Origin of the sequence: Chlorogloeopsis fritschii PCC 6912 (assembly GCF_000317285.1) — a bacterium.
Taxonomy (GTDB): domain Bacteria; phylum Cyanobacteriota; class Cyanobacteriia; order Cyanobacteriales; family Nostocaceae; genus Chlorogloeopsis; species Chlorogloeopsis fritschii.
In genome coordinates this window covers 49,167-65,795 of the sequence record NZ_AJLN01000141.1, presented here as the reverse complement: position 1 = coordinate 65,795, position 16,629 = coordinate 49,167, and the positions used below count along the sequence as shown (strand labels likewise).

The following is a 16,629-nucleotide window of genomic DNA, read 5'->3' as shown; positions in this document are numbered from 1 at the left end:
AATGCTAGGAAATGCTATTACTTTTCGACTTTTACAAAAAATAATTATTTTGTAGGGTGGACTTACTGACCACCAATTATGAACTGAATGGCCAGAAATGACCTCCCTACAATGTTAAAGGAACTTGCTATTTCAAAACTGAGTACTTTTTTCCTCAGCACATTCTACAAAAACCGCCTTGAAGGAGCGCAGTCAATGATGTGGGCAGATTTCCCAACTTGAGAAAACAGCCCAACAAGTCTGCTGCACTTTAAACAAGCGTGTTCGACCTAGTAAGCTAGACCCATACTGCGAGTGGTTTCAGCTCCCAAGTAAACCCGGATGCTCAAAAAGTCGGTAGGACAAGCTGTTTCACACCGCTTGCAACCCACACAATCTTCTGTACGGGGGGAAGAAGCAATTTGCTGGGCTTTACAGCCATCCCAGGGAACCATTTCCAACACGTCTGTTGGACAAGCGCGGACGCACTGGGTGCAGCCAATGCAGGTATCGTAGATTTTTACTGTATGAGACATTAAAAAGGCTCCTTTCCGAGTGTTCTTCTCTGCGAAAGAATCATAATCAAGGCTTAGTTTACCGCAGTGGCTTGGCTGTCGTAATCAAAAGGCTACATAACTTCAAACAACGTAATAAGAAAGGGGTTATTAAGTCCGGGTTTAAATCGATGTGCCTTTATCTGTTCCCTGTTTCCCGTTCCCTTTAATTCCCACTGACTCACTTCCTTCATATAAGCTTTTGCTATTTTTTACAAAATATTAGCAAATCGTTAACTATAACATAAATTCCAAATGCTAAGGCAAGCAAGTGCGCTACCATCCTAAAATAATGTAAATGAGATTACAAAAGCTTATGGAGCCAGATTCTTTACCAACCGAGGTGATTTTGACGCACCCACGACAGTCCCTCGGTAGCGTGCAACTTGACTGGATGCCACAACCAGGAAATTATCTTGACCTTGAAGGCAAAACCTACGCTGTTTTAGAGCGCAGCCACCGTTACCAGTTTAGAGCAGGGCGCTATCGTTTGCAGAAAGTAGCCTTATATGTGCAAACTGCCAAACGACCAGAAGAGAAAACTTGGGTCAACGGACGTTGGGTGATCGGCGATGCTAACTGCCGCTACAACGCCCATTCAGAAATTATTCGCTGTGCTGTTAACCCAGAAGGGCCGTGTAACTCTTGCCGCTTCTACGAAAAGCTAAGAGCTACAACTGAGGAGTTAGCAACTGAAGATTACAATTACTGACTTCTTACTCATATTAACTTCCTAATACTTCTCCTATTGTTACTCGTGCACCATTAACGAAATCCCAACCTGACTGGGGACGTTTGCCAGGTAGCTGAACTTCTCGCAACAACAACAATCCCTCTCCAGTTTGCACGATCGCTCCCATTCCCTTGGCGATGCTTACTACTTCCCCTGCTCTGCCCGATGCTATTGATAAATCCGGTAATTTACGAGAAAATTCTTGTATTTCTGGTGGTAGTTCTTGCCAGTAAGCAGAACCAAGGGGAGCACAGACGCTGATTTTCAGGGGTTGATTGCGAAAGGAGGCAGTACAGTTGGGGTAAAAGCCTCTGATTTGATTGTGTAATTGTATGGCGCTCTTTGACCAATCCAACTGATAATCCTCTTTTTTAATCAAAGGCGCGTAAGTGGCTTCTGAATTCTGTTGAGGAATTGGCTCAATTTCTCCACGTTCTAGCTTTAGCAAAGTCTCTACCAGTAAATCTGCACCTATTAGTGCCAATTTTTCTGCCAAGTCTTGGGCATTTTCCATCAAAGTTATTGGTGTTGTAGCTTTCAAAAGCATCGCACCAGTATCCATCCCCTCATCCATTAACATAGTGGTGATGCCTGTTTCCTTCTCTGCGTTATACAAACACCACTGAATTGGGGCTGCACCACGATATTTGGGCAAAATTGAGCCATGCACGTTCACACAACCCAACTTGGGCATATCTAAAATTTCTTGAGAGAGAATTTGCCCGTAGGCGACAACTACAAATACATCCGCACCTGTTGCTCTGAGTTGACTTAAAGTTTCGACATCTTTTTTCACTCGTTGAGGTTGCCATACAGGCAAATTGTGAGCTGTGGCAATGGTTTTTATCGGTGGAGGTGTAAGTTGGTTTCCTCTTCCCCGACGTTTATCTGGCTGGGTAACCACTGCCAATACCTCAAAGTTGGAATGCTTCAGCAACTTCTCTAGGGTAGGAACTGCAAATTGGGGAGTACCAAAGAAAACGACTTTCATGATTGTCAGGGATCAATAATCAAGAATCTACAAGATGCTTTTAATCGCATCTTTTGAGCAAGTAAGTAGAACAACCAAATTAAACCTAAAATGCGCCCTATAAGATCCCCGACTTCTAGTAAGAAGTCGGGGATCTGTGTTTTTAGTTTATTTATGTTGACTTACTTATCTTGCACAATAGCAATTTAAGTACAGTCATGGGGATCGCTGATGTCACTAAATTTGTTAGTTCCGATTTGCTTTCGTGCAGCACTCTGCTGTATCTACAGCCTGCTGACGACCATCTCTAATAGCTTGATTCTCTGGTGATACAATAGTTTTGTTTTTGTGAAAATTTGCAACCTTAAAGCTTGCTGGAGTTATAATAAGTTAACTGGATTTTTGTCCAGTATAAATTGTATTCCTAGTAACCAAACTATACTCTTTGGCTTTGTCTAACGGCGGGTCATTTCGCGTCTGCTAAATTAATATAATTTTTATATTTATTGGAAAGCCAGCAAAAATTGCCGAGTTTCCAAGCTAGTAGTGCGTTTCAATTATAGCTGCAACTGAAGATTATGTTCTTGCAGTTCAATTGACAAGCGTTTCCTATCGCTAGATGTGAGCCGCGAATATTTGAGTTAGCTTGGTTGGTGGTTTGGCCAAGTGTTATAACTGACACCGCATTTTACCTTATTGGTATTTTGTGGGGTGACAGCAGAATATCAACAGGCAATGCCTGATAGCTAAAGCCATGTACTAGGCTACTTAATACCCTTCTGTAGTCTGAAGTACTACAAATTAATGTTGGAATTAATACCTGAATTCCGAACTGGCTCAGTAGTGGCAAAAATTATTGCTCAGGGACAAAACCCTAGTTAATTTCAGTCATAAAGAGACTAGCAATTTATGCTAGAATTTCTGAGAAAAAGTGTAAAATATAATACATTGCCTAAAATAGTGCCAAGTGGGAAGGTTTGATCTGGTGAAATCAGTTAGTTCTTTGTTATACCTATAGTCAAAGTCTAAATTCCTTTCCGTATTGACCTCACTCCTCACACAGCAACCACCCTCTAGAGAGTCAACAAATGCTTAAACATCTTTTGCTGTCGGGATGGTTTCGCGCCCAACCATTCTCAAGGTACATTGCCTTTGTGATGCTTATTGCACCCCTTGTAGCTGCATCTGCTCACTCTACTTCAGCACAATCACAAGTAGCTAAAAATACTTCTATAAATAATGAGTTGGACTCTGTATCTATTGAAGCAGGTAATGCTGATAGCTTGACTTCAACTCAAATATTAAAAGTAGCTCCAATCAATCCTTGGACGGACAAATCTAGCTCTGTGTTGGTGTCTAAAGCCGCTGTTGAGAATCCGCAAATTATCCAAGTAGATCAAAATGAGTCTTGGGCAGCAGAAGATGATTCTCTGTCGGTGGTGGAAATACCAGAGCACCAATTATTGGCAGCAGTGGACTTGGCACCAACACCAGGGCAATCTGGTAATTTTACAAAGGGGCTTTCTAGCGATCAACTAGACATATTGCGGAGAATAAAAACTGCTAAATTCAAGTCTTCAACTCCAGAAGCTAGCCATACATCAACTAATGTATCCACTACTGAGTCTTCAGAAGTAACTAAATATGTACCTGTAGCGAGGGAAACTCAGCCTCGATTTAAGGATGTAAATGTTATCGATCAATCCGAGCCAAGCGAACAAGCACAGCAAGATCCGATCGGCAGTTCCTATCCTATTCCTTGGGATTGGATTTTAAATACTCATGAGTTGGTTAGTTCTGGGGGTGGATCTGGAGTCCGTTATTACCGCAGCGTACCTGTGGTTTCTCCAGATGGGAGGTATGCTGTTTACAGTCGCGTCCAACTAGAAGTTAAACCTGAACTTTACAATAGCCGTGTCAGCAGTGTTTTATTTGTAGAAGACAGGCAAACCGGGAAATTGCGGGTGGTATCTTCAACTTCTCCCAATATGGATACTCTCTTGAATGTCAAGACAACTTCAGATTTGAACGGGGAAGGAACTATTGGCGTTCTAGTTCCCGTTAGTTGGTCAGAGAAAGGCGAACGCTTCTTGGCGCGTAAATTTGAAGCAGTGTTCAATACATCTGATGCGAGCGATCGCGCAGTGATTTGGGATCGCCATAGCGATCGCATCGACACCGTTACTCCTGCCCATAATGAAAACGAGCATGAAAAAATAGCAGTGCTTTTGGGTTGGAGTGAAGCCCAACCTGGCAATGTGCTATTTCGGGCTGGAGAACTGGGCGAAGAACAATGGCCTGTACTGGCAGTTTCTCATGATGGTCAAACTGTAATTGCAAACGATGTAGATCGACCTGTGACTTTCGGCAAAAAAGCCGCACAAGTTTGGGGAACTCCACCAGTTGCCTATAGATAGTTAATACTTGAATTAGTCTCGTTGTAGTTATAGCTACAACGAGACTAAATATAGTTTTGACGGCGACAATAAAGCAAAAACTATATTAAATAAGCTTAAGAATACAACTCCTTAATTAAAAATTATCAGTAAATGTACTGCTGTTGTCTGTAAGTTCTAAATCATCCGTAGTTTCTTTGACCCTACGTATGGGTACATTGGCGATTAGGGCGGTAGTGCGTTGATTGCTTTCTAAAGAGAATTCTAAGCCTTCTGTGTCTATCTCTACATAGCGACTGACAATGTTTAAGATTTCTTGCCGCATTTTTTCTATCATCTGGGGGCTTAAGTCAGCGCGATCGTGAGCAATCACCAACTGTAAGCGACGTTTCACTTGATTGCGACTAGTGTCAGTAGTGCGAAAAAAAAGTTTTTCTAGAAGTTCAAGGATCATTGCTGCTTAGTTTGCACAGATGGGAATGGGAAAAAGAGTTAAATGATTTTTGTCCACAACAATCTGCGGATACGAGAAAAGATGTTGTCATTATTGGCGTCAACTTCAATAAAATCGACTGCTTCTCCTTCCAATCTGCGAGCAATGTTCTCAAAAGCCGTAGCAGCTAAAGAAGGGCTTTCTGATAGTACCAAAGGTTCGCCACGATTGGTAGACACAATCACGCGCTCATCGTCGGGAATTACCCCAATCAGAGGAATTGCTAAAAGTTCTTGAACATCTTGAACAGACATCATGTCATTTGCCCGCACCATTGCAGGCTTAATGCGGTTAATAATTAAATGAATTTTTTTAATGCCTTGTGCTTCTAGCAATCCGACGACGCGATCGGCATCCCGTACTGAAGCAATTTCTGGCGTGGTAACAATTAATGCTTCTTTAGCCGAGGCGATCGCATTTTTAAATCCCATTTCAATCCCTGCGGGGCTATCAATGATTACGTATTGATATTTTTGTGCCAGTGCATTTACTAATAACTTAATTTGGTCGGGACTAACAGCATCTTTTGTGCGATTTTGGGCAGCAGGTAATAACACTAGATTCGGCAGCCGCTTATCTTTCACCAAAGCTTGTTCTAAGCGACACTCTCTTGCTAAGACTTCTACCGCCGTATAAACAATGCGGTTTTCTAGTCCTAGTAGTAAATCCAAATTTCTCAAGCCAAAATCGGCATCAACTAATGCCACTTGCCGCCCCATTTTAGCTAAAGCCATGCCTAGATTTGCCGAGCTGGTGGTCTTACCCACGCCTCCTTTCCCAGAGGTAATGACAATAATTCGGGTCATGATGTTAGAATGCGGTTGATGATGTTTCTGGAAATATAAATTAACAATAGAGCTTTATGGCTCTTGATTCATCTTGTTAAATTGGGTTTTAGAAAAATCAGTAGCCTTAGCGATGCGAATTCCTTGAGGTGTAATATATGCCACTTCTGGATGAAACTGCATCAGTGATTTTTCTGGTGCCCTAGCGACAGCATCTGCAATTCGCAACTGGGTTGGTTCCATTTGCAAAGCCATAATTAGACACTTGCGATTGCCTCCAGCACCAGCATGAGCGACTCCACGGAGACGTCCCCATACGAGAATATCTCCATCTGCAACTACGATACCACCTGGATTTAGATCTCCTAAGATAATTACGCTACCAGGATGACGTATTTCGACTCCGGAACGTACCGTCTTTTCTAAATAAAGGGCTTCTGTATGGGTAACTTTAGCGACTTGTGATTGCGAATCAAGAAGATTTTCTCGCTGTACTTGTTCTACAGAATAGCCAGCAGTAGCAGCAGCGATGGCTGTTTGGCGACGACTGGTAGAAACAGATTTTAGCTGCATATGCATTTCGCTTAAAGTTTGAGCGAGTTCTTGCAGCTGTCTGCTATCTAGGAGGCGATCGCTTGCCACTAGATGCACCGGAATATGAGTTCGTGGTTTGAGGCGATCGCTGGTGTTTAGTCGGAGCTTGAGGTGTTGCCACATCTGTGCCCAGTTGTTTTCGGAAGCAGGTACTTGGGATTCTGTGGGCAAAATTAATAAAAGTTTTCCCTCCTCTGTTTTGATTTGGATGTGGATATTCTTATCTAGCGTTTGTTCTAGTAAAGATAGCTCAGATAAATCTAAATCGAAAACTGTAGAATCTGAATCTGCATCTGCAACCGAAGATAACTCTGGCTCGGCTGCCACAGAATTTGACTCTAAATCGGCAGAGGCAGAAATTGACTTGAGATAGAGGATAACAGAATTTACTTCTGCTTCCGGGAGGACAGAATCTGAATTGACATTAATAACGTTAGAATCTACATCTACATCAGCATGATGAGATATTGATTCTGCATGATTAAAAGCAGAGTTTGATTCTATATCGGGGATCGCAGAATCAGAAGTCATGCATCACCAGCCAAAAGATGGAAACCGAGCAATTACCAATATTAAAGTATTTATTTGTGTAACTGCATTTTGGAAAGTTGCAAATTATTACCCAGTCTTTATATTTAATCTTTGATAAATTGTTGCCAAAGCACTAGTATCACCAACGTTACCTGGAAACAGCACCACTGGTAAATTAGGAAATTGGGGATGATTTTCTGGAGTCCGCACCATTGAACAACCGGGTAAAATTTGACCTAGTAATCGTGCAGAAGTTAAGTTCAGACCAGTACTCAAGACATCGTTAGAGGTGATACCACCTTTACTGATTAAAAATCCTATATCAGATGGCAAACCCCGGACAACATCCATCAAGAAGCCTGAAACTTTCGCTCCAAACTGCAAACGTGTGTTGACATCCTCAAAAGTGAGTTCTTTGCGGCTAGTATAAATCACTGGTGTTTTACCAGTGTTGTGTGCCGTATGAATACTTTGAAGAACATCGGTTAGCAGTGTAGCAGATTGGTCGGTCTGATTGAGCAAATGAGCTACATCAATTTCAATACCCACCACACCTTCTGCTTGCAACAGTGTTTCTAACTGCTGAGTTGTTTTTTTGACATGAGAACCAACAATAACTGCACCTGGTTTGCCACCACGTACATACTCTGCCATATTTTCGGGGGCAATGGGTTGGGGAGGTAGCCCAGCCAAAGCAGTTAAGATACTGGCAGCACTGCGAAATAAAAAGCGTTTCCCCTGACTTGCTGCTGATAGTAGATCTAGCGCAAAGCGATCGAGATCGGCTTGAGTTTCGGCATCGACAACACAGCATTGGTTGTCATGGAGATGTATCAAGCGTTCTTGACTACCAGCACGAATATCTGCTAGTAAAAATCTTTCTACAGAATCAGCCTTGATCTGTCCTTGGGTTTTTTCTTCTACATACTGCGGCAAGTAGCTGTGGTGGTAACCAAATACCGAATCACGAGCAAACTCGGTTTCGTGAACTGGGGTTGGTACACCGTCAATGATGAGATAATGTATGCTGTCACGAGTGATCCGTCCCCCTTCTAAAAAATGCCGGAACGAGAAAATGAGCATCAAAGGGGCCTAGTTCTTGGGCGATGACATCGGTTTCAATTGGATAATGTCCACGCAAAGTTGAATCAGAACGACTGACAATGAGAAAATCCTGAATACTTTCGGCAGCTAAAGCAATTTTCAGGTTGTGACAAACTTCTCTGGTTACAGATGCAGCCGATTCTGGAGGTAGCGCCCTGGTATTTGTCAGTACGAAAAAAATTGGTGATTCATCCTGCAACCCCATGCGTAAAGTATCCACATCCCAGCGCATTAGTAGCAAACAGCTGTGGACTGTTTGAGAACCCGTAGGATCGTCATCCAGAACAATTACTTTTGGTTTAGCGGTCATCTTTATTGTCTACCGGGCGACTGTAATTTTCTTACCAGGGTTTGTACATCAAGGTCAATCTGCAACAATTTATTTAAGAATTGAGTGTATTCATCTACCTGGGCATTGGCTTCTAAGGCTTGCAGATTGGCTAGATTATTGACAAGTAACTCTTGGTTATCAGTAGGCAGCTTTTTCCGATCTCGTACCATTCGCTCGATTTTTAGAGCTTGTACTAAATCTTCTCTCAACAGTTGCAGGGCAGCGATCGCTGTTTCTCTGTCAGGTATATTAATTTCCGATTGCCGAGATAATATCACTTGGTCATAATTATCTACTGCTTGAATAATGGCATGATACTTATCAACTTCATTCAAAAGCATTTTTAGGGTTTTAGAGTAGGCAAGCCGTCGCCACAGCCAACGCCCAACAATCACTGCAATAGATATTGCAATCAACAAACCAATCCCCAAAAAAATAGCAGAGCCAATTGTTGGCAAAATAATTAACGCATACACTAACCCGACAATTATTAAAGTCAACAGCAGCGTTTCTCTAACTTCTTTCATCAAAAATCCCAATCGCTGCTCGCGATTTTCCATAATAGAAGGGCGGAGAACATGATTTGGATTGACTCCTGTCAATCTTCTTAATTCTCCTTTTGTGATTTCCAAGCCTATTAAATCCGGCTGCACGGAAGATACTCCTATGGAAGCTCCGGTAGTGTATCTATCGTATTTTAAGACTTTTGATCGGCTAGCGAGTTTTCTGTCAAAAAAAGATGTAAAGCACGCCGAACATAACACTCCCATGACTCGATTGTGGGTTGAAAGATGAGTGCATAAAGCATAATTCCGCTCATTACGTCGAAGACTAAACCGGGATCTAGATTTGCCTGAACTTCATTTCTTGCTTTTGCCCGTTCTAAAACAATTGCAAATGCTTGCCGTCGAGGTTGGAGATATTTTGCCCAGTAAATTTGAGCGAACTGAGAATTGCTGGATGCACTGCTAATAATCATGGCTACTGTTTTTCGCCCAAGAGGACTAAGGGTAATTTGAGCCGAGTTCTCAATTAACGCCTCTATGTCACCCCAAAGACTGCCTGTATTCGGGATGACAACCTCCTCCCGAACACTCTCGATCGCATCGGCAACTAATTCCTCTTTGCAGCTATAGCGTCGGTAAATAGTTGTTTTGCCAACACCCGCACGAGATGCGATCGCCTCAATGCTCATACTATCAAACCCAAATTCTGCAAGTAACTCCAAAGTCGCTTGCAATATCGCTTGATGAGATTGAGTACTACGGGGTCTTCCCTGCTTTTTGTTACTCTGGTTCATAGATGCTAGTATAATTTACGAAACAGTAGCGTATCGTAATACTCGTTCAAGAACGAGGAAAGCATGATCAATCTTTCAACTCAGTCAACCCTCCCCCTACCTCCTGGGCGATTAGGTTTACCTGCGATCGGGGAATCGATTAGCTATTTGCGCGATCCAGCAGGCTTTATTGCCAAACGACAACAGCAGCATGGCAACATCTTTAAAACCCATCTTTTTGCTCGCCCAACCATCGTTTTGATCGGGGCAGATGCGGCGCGGTTTCTCTTCTCCAATGACGGGCAAAAATTGGAGATGACAAATACGCCGAATTTTGAAATTCTACTCGGTGCAAAATCAATTGGCGTGCAGACAGGAGCGGCTCACCAAATCCTGCGCCGTCAACTGTTTCAGGCTTTCCAGCCAAGAGCCTTAGAAAATTATGCGATCGCAATGGAAGCAGTAACCCGGCGTTACTTGCAAAAGTGGGAGCAAATGGGAACGCTGACTTGGTATGAAGAGTTGAAAAAATACACCCTCGATATTGCTTGTCGTTTATTTGTAGGTGTGAGTACTGCTGCAGATGAATCGTTAGAAAAAGTTTACGAAGCTTGGAGCGAGGGGCTGTTGACGATTCCAGTTCGGTTTCCGGGTAGCAAGTTTGATCGGGCAGTGCGAGCGCGGGAAGAACTGCTTGCCCGATTTGATAGCTTAATCGATGAACGTCAACAGCATCCTTCAAGCGAGAAAGATGTTTTGAGTATTTTGTTGGTTGCCAAAGACGAAGCCGGAAATTCACTCAGCCGAGCAGCCATCAAAGACAATATTCTGGGAATGTTGATCGCGGGACATGAAACACTAACGTCGGCATTAACTTCTCTGTGTTTGCTACTGGCTCAACATCCCAAGGTACTCGAAGCCGTGCGTACAGAACAAGCACAACTAGGATTTCCAACTCAATTGACTCAAGAAACCTTGAAGCAAATGATTTACCTAGAGCAAGTACTGAAAGAGGTGTTACGAATTGCACCACCTGTAGTTCGGAGCGGCTCGCGAAAAGTGCTGGAGTCTTGTGAATTCGGTGGGTATTTAATTCCACAAGGTTGGGATGTGTATTATCAAATACCGGAAACTCATCAAGATAGTCAGATTTACACACACCCAGAGCAATTCGATCCGGATCGATTCTCACCAGAGCGAACGCAAGATAAGCAAAAACTTTTCAGTCATATTCCATTTGGTGGGGGTATACGAGAATGCTTGGGTAAAGAATTTGCCAGATTAGAAATGAAACTCTTTGCTGCTTTGTTAGTTCGCGATTACAAATGGGAGTTAGTACCTGGACAAAACCTGGAGCGAGTTGTATTGCCGTTTTCTCGTCCTCGCGATGGGTTGAAGGTAAAGTTTAGTCGGCGCTAAATGTGTACAAGACTTCAGTTGTACGATAACTGTTGCCCGACTTGTTGCCGAATCGGAATTTCAATAATAAATTCCGCTCCCCTTCCTGGTGCTGAGTTGCACAACAACTTACCACCGTGCTTTTTGGTGACAATCTGGTAACTGATGGATAAACCCAATCCTGTCCCTTTACCCACAGGTTTGGTAGTAAAAAAGTTTGAATTCGGCTTCATCCAAGCGCGAGAAGTTCCGCAAACTGAGAACAATTTCTTTGATACGTTCCGATCCCACCTGCATCGAGTTCAAAACTTTCGGCAAGTCTTCACTCAAAAAGTCAAAATCTGTAGCTTCGATTTCTGCTTGAATTTCTAAGGGTGGATTGGGGATATATTTTTGATATGCCTCTAGCAGTCTAAGTAAATTTTGAGCGTACTCAAAAACATAGGCAAGATTGGCATGAATGAAGTTGACTGGATTGTTAATTTCGTGGGCAACTCCTGCCACCAATTGACCTAAACTGGACATTTTTTCACTTTGCACCAGTTGAAATTGGGTTTCTTGGAGTTGTTTGAATGCCTGTTCTAAATCTTGTGCTTGTTTCCTCAGTCTTGCTTCCGATTGCCGCAGTGCCTTTTCTGCCTGTTTGCGATCGCTTACATTCCGCACAATAAAAATAAATTGTTCGGTTGTAAAGGGAATTAATCGTCCTTCATAGTGTTCTTTATGATTAGGCATCACCAAGGAATACTCAATACTGACTAGAGATTGAGTTTGCTGGGCTTGTACAATTACTCGGTTGAGTTTTTCTCCAATGGAGGGAGGGAAAATATCTACCAACCGCTTGCCCAAAAATTCCTCTGGTAGTACATACAGATCGGAAGTTTGATTACCTGCTTTGTAATCCAAGACAGTAGTATCTATTGCTATCCGAAAGAATAAATCGGGAAAGGCATTCAAAATTGCTTCTAATTCTGAGGTTTTTTCTTGCAGTTGTACGGTTCTTTCTTCAACTTTGGCTTCTAACTGTTCATTAGCCTCGATTTGCTCTTTTAATAGTTGCTTAACTTGTTGAATTAGCTGGTTGAGAGAGAAGGCTAATACACCTACTTCATCTTGAGTGGTGACGGGCGCTTGTAAATCAAAGTTAGAGTCTTGGGTGGCTTGCTGGGCTACATTTGTCACAGCTTGGATCGGACGAGCGATCGCCCGACTGGTGTATGAAGCTAATAGGGCAGCGATCGCAATTGATAGTAGTAGACTAATGAAAATAATCTGCGATCGGAGTTTGATAGTAGCTCTGAAGATAGTCTCTGCCTGCTCAAACTCTTCAAAGGTGATCTTCATCAGCTGATTCAAGTCTTCAGAGAAGGCATCAAGCTGAAAGTCTGAGTCTGTACTTAAATTCAAAAACTGTGTTTGAATTTGCTCGGTGCTTATCTCCCCTACCTGGGAACGACGCGACGCTACTTGCTGCAAAAGTTTTTTTACCTGCTGCAAGTAGACTTCAAAATGATCGTAGGTTTGCAAAACACGGTTGACTGCCTCTCTCTCTTCATCAGGATCATCGTCATCGTCGATATTCCCATTCACAGACTTGAATTCAGACCATACCTGTTTAGCTTTAGCCGAATACTCTAAATATTGAGTGTACTTTTTCTGCCAAAGCGGTGACTCTTTTGGTAAAGCAATTAGCTGTTGCTGGTGCAATTGTGTTTCTAGAACATTACTGTACAAGCGATTGAGTAGATTTAACTCTTCAACAGCATCTTCTTCTAGCTTCAGCGCTTGCTTCTGGTAGTAATCGGCGATCGTAAATCCGGCGGTTGTGCCCAAAACTGCTACACCCAAGGCAAGTCCATACCCCAAGGCTATCTTTTGACCAACCTTGAGGTAACTTAACCATTGCCCTAACCAGACTACAGAGATTTTTGAGGTTTTGGGTGAGCGAGCCATAGATTTAGTAAGAATTCACAAAAAAAGCAGCGATAACAGCGAGTTAATGAAGAAATTTCAGACTGTCTCTATGGCTAAGTTTCCCAAGAATCAATTGGTGTTAACACCTGAGCATTAATTCCTAGATATCTTTACTCTTTCTTAAACCAAAACCTGGAAACATGAAAAAATCTCGAACTACGAAAGCACTGATCAAATCAAGGATACAAACCTCTATCTAGCAACGCCTGAGCAACACGTCCTACCCCCAAAGTATAAGCTGCTAATCTTAGGCTCATCTGCCGTTTCTTAGCATGGTGGATCACTTGCTGATATGCCTGCACCATTAAGTTTTCCAATTCCCGGTTCACTCGTTCTTCGTCCCAAAATAGGTAGGAAAGTCCTTGTACCCACTCCAGATAACTCACCACTACGCCGCCAGCATTCGTTAGTATATCCGGCAGTATCGTTACACCCCGTGCCTCTAAGGCTTGGCTTGCCTCCAGAGTCACCGGGCCATTAGCTGCCTCTGCTACTATCTTTGCTTGCACCTGATCCACATTTTCTTCTGAGATCTGGTTTTCCAAAGCAGCGGGAATCAAAACGTCGCAGGGTAAAGTTAGTAACTCATCATTGCTAATTGCTAATGCTTGCGGGAAACCAACCACGCTCCCCCGATTTTTGGCAGCATAGGCTTTCAAAGCCGGGATATCAAGACCGACTTCCGAATAAACTCCTCCAGCACTGTTAGAAACAGCCACTACTATGGCTCCTGCTTGGTGCAGTAATAAAGCTGCTGCATTACCAACATTACCAAAGCCTTGGATGGCTACTCTCGTTCCCTCTAGTGACTGACCGAGTTCTGCCAGTGCCTCCCTGACAATAATCATTGTGCCGCGTCCGGTTGCCATTTCCCGTCCTCGCGAACCACCGATAGAAAGAGGCTTACCAGTTACAACTCCCGGTACCGCATGACCAACATTTACCGAGTAAGTGTCCATCATCCACGCCATTTCACGGGCTGAAGTACCCATATCTGGTGCAGGAATGTCTACTGACGGGCCAATATTGTCTATTAATTCACTCGTATAACGCCGCGTAATTCGTTCTAGTTCGCCTACACTGTAACTTTTGGGATCTATGGCAATACCTCCTTTTGCGCCACCGTAGGGAATGCCCAAGAGCGCACATTTCCAAGTCATCAGCATTGCCAATGCCGAGACTTCCCGTAAAGTCACTGCCGGATGGTAACGAATACCACCTTTGTAGGGGCCTAAAACATCACAGTGTTGGACTCGATGCCCTGCTAAAACTTGGATTTCTCCATTATCTCGTTTGACAGGAAGAGACACCGTGACTACCTTGCGCGGACGACTGAGAATTTCTAATAAACCTTGATCGAGCTTTAGTTCTCGCGCTGCCGCATCTAGATAGCTGCAAGCTTGATCGAACGGGCAAATAAATGCTGGAGAAGGAGCTTCCAGCGGTTGTAGGGATGTTGAAATCATAAAGCATTCTCCAATCGCGCTATTGATGCGAACCGGATTATACGCCTAGCCTATCCTTTATTTTTGGAAAAAATATAATTTTTGTAGTTTTTGTTACAAAATTTTCTAACCGTAGTTTTTTTGCTAACTCTAATGATAGTAATATAAGGAAAACCAGAGATACACACAGATGAACACAGATAAAAAACATACTTTTAGTCTGTGTTCCTTTTTTATTATCAGAGCTTATAGATAGGTCCTCGACTTTTTAGAAAAGTCGGGGATCTGAACACCTGTGACTTGTCAAAATAGTAGTTTGCCAGGCAAATTTGCTCTACTCTAGTCGGAGGCTGATATCTTGCACCCGATGATTGGGGGAGCCAGAGGCTCTAGTTTTCGTTACCAGGTTCAACCTGGTAACGAGGGTATGTGAAAATACAGAAGATTTAATAACTATTTTGTTGCTAAAAATACCTCAGAAGTAAAGTTACCATGTAGCCCATAGGGAATATGATGCTTAAGATGCAGCCTAGCTATTGGCCCCTGATTAAAATCACGTGCATCTAAAATTACCACATCGGAACGATGATGAGCAGCATCGTAAACCAGAGCTAGAACCCAACCATCATCTTCGTGTTGAGAATTGGTACGGGGTACAAACACTGGTTCGCTGGCAAAGCCTTGGGGTGCAGCACTCCAAAGTTGACGTTCTCCCGACTCTAAATCTATTTTCAAAAATGCTTGCAAGGGAGCGTTACCACTAGGAGCATGAGCCGCACCTAGATATAAATAACGATGCGATCGTCCAACTTTTTGAAGATGCAAACTGGGAAACTCACAACAACGGCTTTCTATTAACTTTTGCCGCACTGTTTTATGATCTAGATTAAGATTAAATCGCCACAGTTGTCCTGGTTTGAGGGCATCAAAATCAACTTTACGAAAATCACTTTCCGGCTCTACTTCTGGTAATGATTCATAACAAATAGAGTCAATAATAATTTCGTTATCTTGCTCAAAAGCATTGGCATGATGGAAGACAAAACCTGATTGAGTTTCAAGAATCTGTACTTTTTTTTCTTTGGGTTGCCGGGGAATAATAATAATTCGAGTCGGTTGATGATGTTGAAACTTAATACATTCCCCTGCGCCGCTCATTCCCAAGACAAAAGAAATGGGATTAAAATTGACAGGATTTTGAAAGAATATGCAGTAATTAGGAGTAATAGCAAAATCGTGGATAAAGGCAAAACCTGGGACACTATGAGCGTGCTTTCTAACAATTTTGCCAGTTGTGTCTAGTTCAAAAATGGTAATTGTAGTAGATAGTCCGGGCTTGATGGAAAAGTTAACTAAGCAAGGAGCACCGTTATCTAATTGGCAACTGGGATCGAAGCGTGGATGAGCACCAAAAGCTTCCCCCTCTGATAAAATATTGTCGAAGTATTCTTTGCCCAATGTTTCAAGTGTGTGGGGATCGAGTCGATGGGGTTCAGCAGCTTCCCAAAGAGCTAGCAGTTTGTCTCCCCAGTAAATTACATTTGTGTTGGCAATGTTTTTGAGGTTGAAGTCGAAGGCATTAGCCAGCCAACCACCTGGTTTTTGCGTTCCAAAGACACCACGGTAAAGAATTTTTCCTGCTTTTTGTTCTGCCAAATACCCTGCTGTGCGAACAAAGCGGTTGCGGAAGTGGGCACGACCGTTTAAGAATGTAATGCGGCTAATCATTCCATCACCATCAAATGGGTGATGAATTGGCTGTCCATTTATATCTAGCAAGCCAGGGCCATTTCTGAACAGTGTACCGTTAAGTTCAGGCGGAATTTGCCCTTCTATATCATCTATCCAATAATCAAACTCTTGTTTGAGAGACTGATATCCTCCCTGCCATTCGTTAGGATTGTAAGATTTTTCAGGAAAATTTGAGGCGTTTTCTTGAACTTTAAACGTCTGCATATCGATAGTTGGATTTGAAATGTTGGAAGAATTAAAGGTGAGTGGTTAGTAGATAGTGATTTGTAGTTAGTAGGAAATAACTAACTTTTGTATGGGCGGGTTTAAAA

At 42.7% G+C, this 16,629-nt stretch carries 12 protein-coding genes and 3 pseudogenes; 3 read left to right on the top strand and 12 right to left on the bottom strand.

Annotation, left to right across the window (positions count from 1 at the left end; genetic code table 11):
* Window positions 1-269: 269 nt before the first annotated feature.
* Window positions 270-515 (bottom strand): photosystem I iron-sulfur center protein PsaC, encoded by a 246-nt coding sequence (gene psaC, locus UYC_RS0131195; protein ID WP_016878077.1) that lies wholly within the window; start codon window positions 513-515, stop codon window positions 270-272.
* A 334-nt stretch (window positions 516-849) separates the two neighbouring features.
* On the opposite strand from psaC, the gene UYC_RS0131185 reads away from it, so the two are divergent.
* Window positions 850-1,245 (top strand): DUF6464 family protein, encoded by a 396-nt coding sequence (locus UYC_RS0131185; protein ID WP_016878075.1) that lies wholly within the window; start codon window positions 850-852, stop codon window positions 1,243-1,245.
* A gap of 13 nt (window positions 1,246-1,258) precedes the next feature.
* Here the strand turns inward: UYC_RS0131185 and fmt are convergent, their stop codons facing one another.
* Window positions 1,259-2,257, bottom strand: coding sequence for a methionyl-tRNA formyltransferase (fmt, locus tag UYC_RS0131180; protein WP_016878074.1), 999 nt, complete (start codon window positions 2,255-2,257; stop codon window positions 1,259-1,261).
* 1,136 nt (window positions 2,258-3,393) lie between these two features.
* Here fmt and UYC_RS0131175 point away from each other — a divergent pair.
* On the top strand, window positions 3,394-4,653 hold the full coding sequence (locus tag UYC_RS0131175) for a hypothetical protein (protein ID WP_016878073.1): 1,260 nt from the start codon (window positions 3,394-3,396) through the stop codon (window positions 4,651-4,653).
* 115 nt (window positions 4,654-4,768) lie between these two features.
* On the opposite strand, the gene minE is transcribed toward UYC_RS0131175, so the two are convergent.
* The 6 genes and pseudogenes from minE to UYC_RS0131145 all read right to left on the bottom strand — a co-directional run bounded on the left by minE (window position 4,769) and on the right by UYC_RS0131145 (window position 9,770).
* A complete protein-coding gene (minE, locus tag UYC_RS0131170; RefSeq protein ID WP_016878072.1) occupies window positions 4,769-5,086 on the bottom strand; it encodes a cell division topological specificity factor MinE in 318 nt (105 codons plus the stop codon).
* Between the two features lie 38 nt (window positions 5,087-5,124).
* Window positions 5,125-5,931, bottom strand: a complete 807-nt coding sequence (gene minD / locus UYC_RS0131165; protein WP_016878071.1) for a septum site-determining protein MinD — start codon at window positions 5,929-5,931, stop codon at window positions 5,125-5,127.
* Window positions 5,932-5,985: 54 nt separating this feature from the next.
* On the bottom strand, window positions 5,986-7,035 hold the full coding sequence (gene minC, locus UYC_RS0131160) for a septum site-determining protein MinC (RefSeq protein WP_016878070.1): 1,050 nt from the start codon (window positions 7,033-7,035) through the stop codon (window positions 5,986-5,988).
* Window positions 7,036-7,122: 87 nt separating this feature from the next.
* Window positions 7,123-8,449 (bottom strand): annotated as a pseudogene (locus UYC_RS35880) (four-carbon acid sugar kinase family protein).
* A gap of 2 nt (window positions 8,450-8,451) precedes the next feature.
* Window positions 8,452-9,123, bottom strand: a complete 672-nt coding sequence (locus tag UYC_RS0131150) for a hypothetical protein (RefSeq protein WP_016878068.1) — start codon at window positions 9,121-9,123, stop codon at window positions 8,452-8,454.
* 44 nt (window positions 9,124-9,167) lie between these two features.
* Window positions 9,168-9,770 (bottom strand): TetR/AcrR family transcriptional regulator, encoded by a 603-nt coding sequence (locus UYC_RS0131145; RefSeq protein WP_016878067.1) that lies wholly within the window; start codon window positions 9,768-9,770, stop codon window positions 9,168-9,170.
* Window positions 9,771-9,833: 63 nt separating this feature from the next.
* Between UYC_RS0131145 and UYC_RS0131140 the strand changes: the two genes are divergently transcribed.
* A complete protein-coding gene (locus tag UYC_RS0131140) occupies window positions 9,834-11,168 on the top strand; it encodes a cytochrome P450 (protein ID WP_016878066.1) in 1,335 nt (444 codons plus the stop codon).
* Window positions 11,169-11,182: 14 nt separating this feature from the next.
* On the opposite strand, the pseudogene UYC_RS39685 reads toward UYC_RS0131140, so the two are convergent.
* The 4 genes and pseudogenes from UYC_RS39685 to UYC_RS0131120 form a co-directional block, all read right to left on the bottom strand.
* A pseudogene (locus tag UYC_RS39685) lies at window positions 11,183-12,053 on the bottom strand (sensor histidine kinase).
* Window positions 12,054-12,218: 165 nt separating this feature from the next.
* Window positions 12,219-12,491, bottom strand: a pseudogene (locus tag UYC_RS40530) (HAMP domain-containing protein); the annotation flags it as partial.
* A gap of 806 nt (window positions 12,492-13,297) precedes the next feature.
* The gene (locus UYC_RS0131125; RefSeq protein ID WP_016878063.1) at window positions 13,298-14,587 is read right to left on the bottom strand and encodes a Glu/Leu/Phe/Val family dehydrogenase; all 1,290 of its coding nucleotides are present in this window, start codon (window positions 14,585-14,587) and stop codon (window positions 13,298-13,300) included.
* Between the two features lie 432 nt (window positions 14,588-15,019).
* On the bottom strand, window positions 15,020-16,522 hold the full coding sequence (locus UYC_RS0131120; protein WP_016878062.1) for a carotenoid oxygenase family protein: 1,503 nt from the start codon (window positions 16,520-16,522) through the stop codon (window positions 15,020-15,022).
* Window positions 16,523-16,629: the final 107 nt, after the last annotated feature.

What these genes read in the sequence shown, in the direction of transcription:
- psaC (WP_016878077.1), bottom strand. Translation starts at nt 515, where the DNA reads ATGTCTCATACAGTAAAAATCTACGATACCTGCATTGGCTGCACCCAG.
- UYC_RS0131185 (WP_016878075.1), top strand. Translation starts at nt 850, where the DNA reads ATGGAGCCAGATTCTTTACCAACCGAGGTGATTTTGACGCACCCACGA.
- fmt (WP_016878074.1), bottom strand. Translation starts at nt 2,257, where the DNA reads ATGAAAGTCGTTTTCTTTGGTACTCCCCAATTTGCAGTTCCTACCCTA.
- UYC_RS0131175 (WP_016878073.1), top strand. Translation starts at nt 3,394, where the DNA reads ATGCTTATTGCACCCCTTGTAGCTGCATCTGCTCACTCTACTTCAGCA.
- minE (WP_016878072.1), bottom strand. Translation starts at nt 5,086, where the DNA reads ATGATCCTTGAACTTCTAGAAAAACTTTTTTTTCGCACTACTGACACT.
- minD (WP_016878071.1), bottom strand. Translation starts at nt 5,931, where the DNA reads ATGACCCGAATTATTGTCATTACCTCTGGGAAAGGAGGCGTGGGTAAG.
- minC (WP_016878070.1), bottom strand. Translation starts at nt 7,035, where the DNA reads ATGACTTCTGATTCTGCGATCCCCGATATAGAATCAAACTCTGCTTTT.
- UYC_RS0131145 (WP_016878067.1), bottom strand. Translation starts at nt 9,770, where the DNA reads ATGAACCAGAGTAACAAAAAGCAGGGAAGACCCCGTAGTACTCAATCT.
- UYC_RS0131140 (WP_016878066.1), top strand. Translation starts at nt 9,834, where the DNA reads ATGATCAATCTTTCAACTCAGTCAACCCTCCCCCTACCTCCTGGGCGA.
- UYC_RS0131125 (WP_016878063.1), bottom strand. Translation starts at nt 14,587, where the DNA reads ATGATTTCAACATCCCTACAACCGCTGGAAGCTCCTTCTCCAGCATTT.
- UYC_RS0131120 (WP_016878062.1), bottom strand. Translation starts at nt 16,522, where the DNA reads ATGCAGACGTTTAAAGTTCAAGAAAACGCCTCAAATTTTCCTGAAAAA.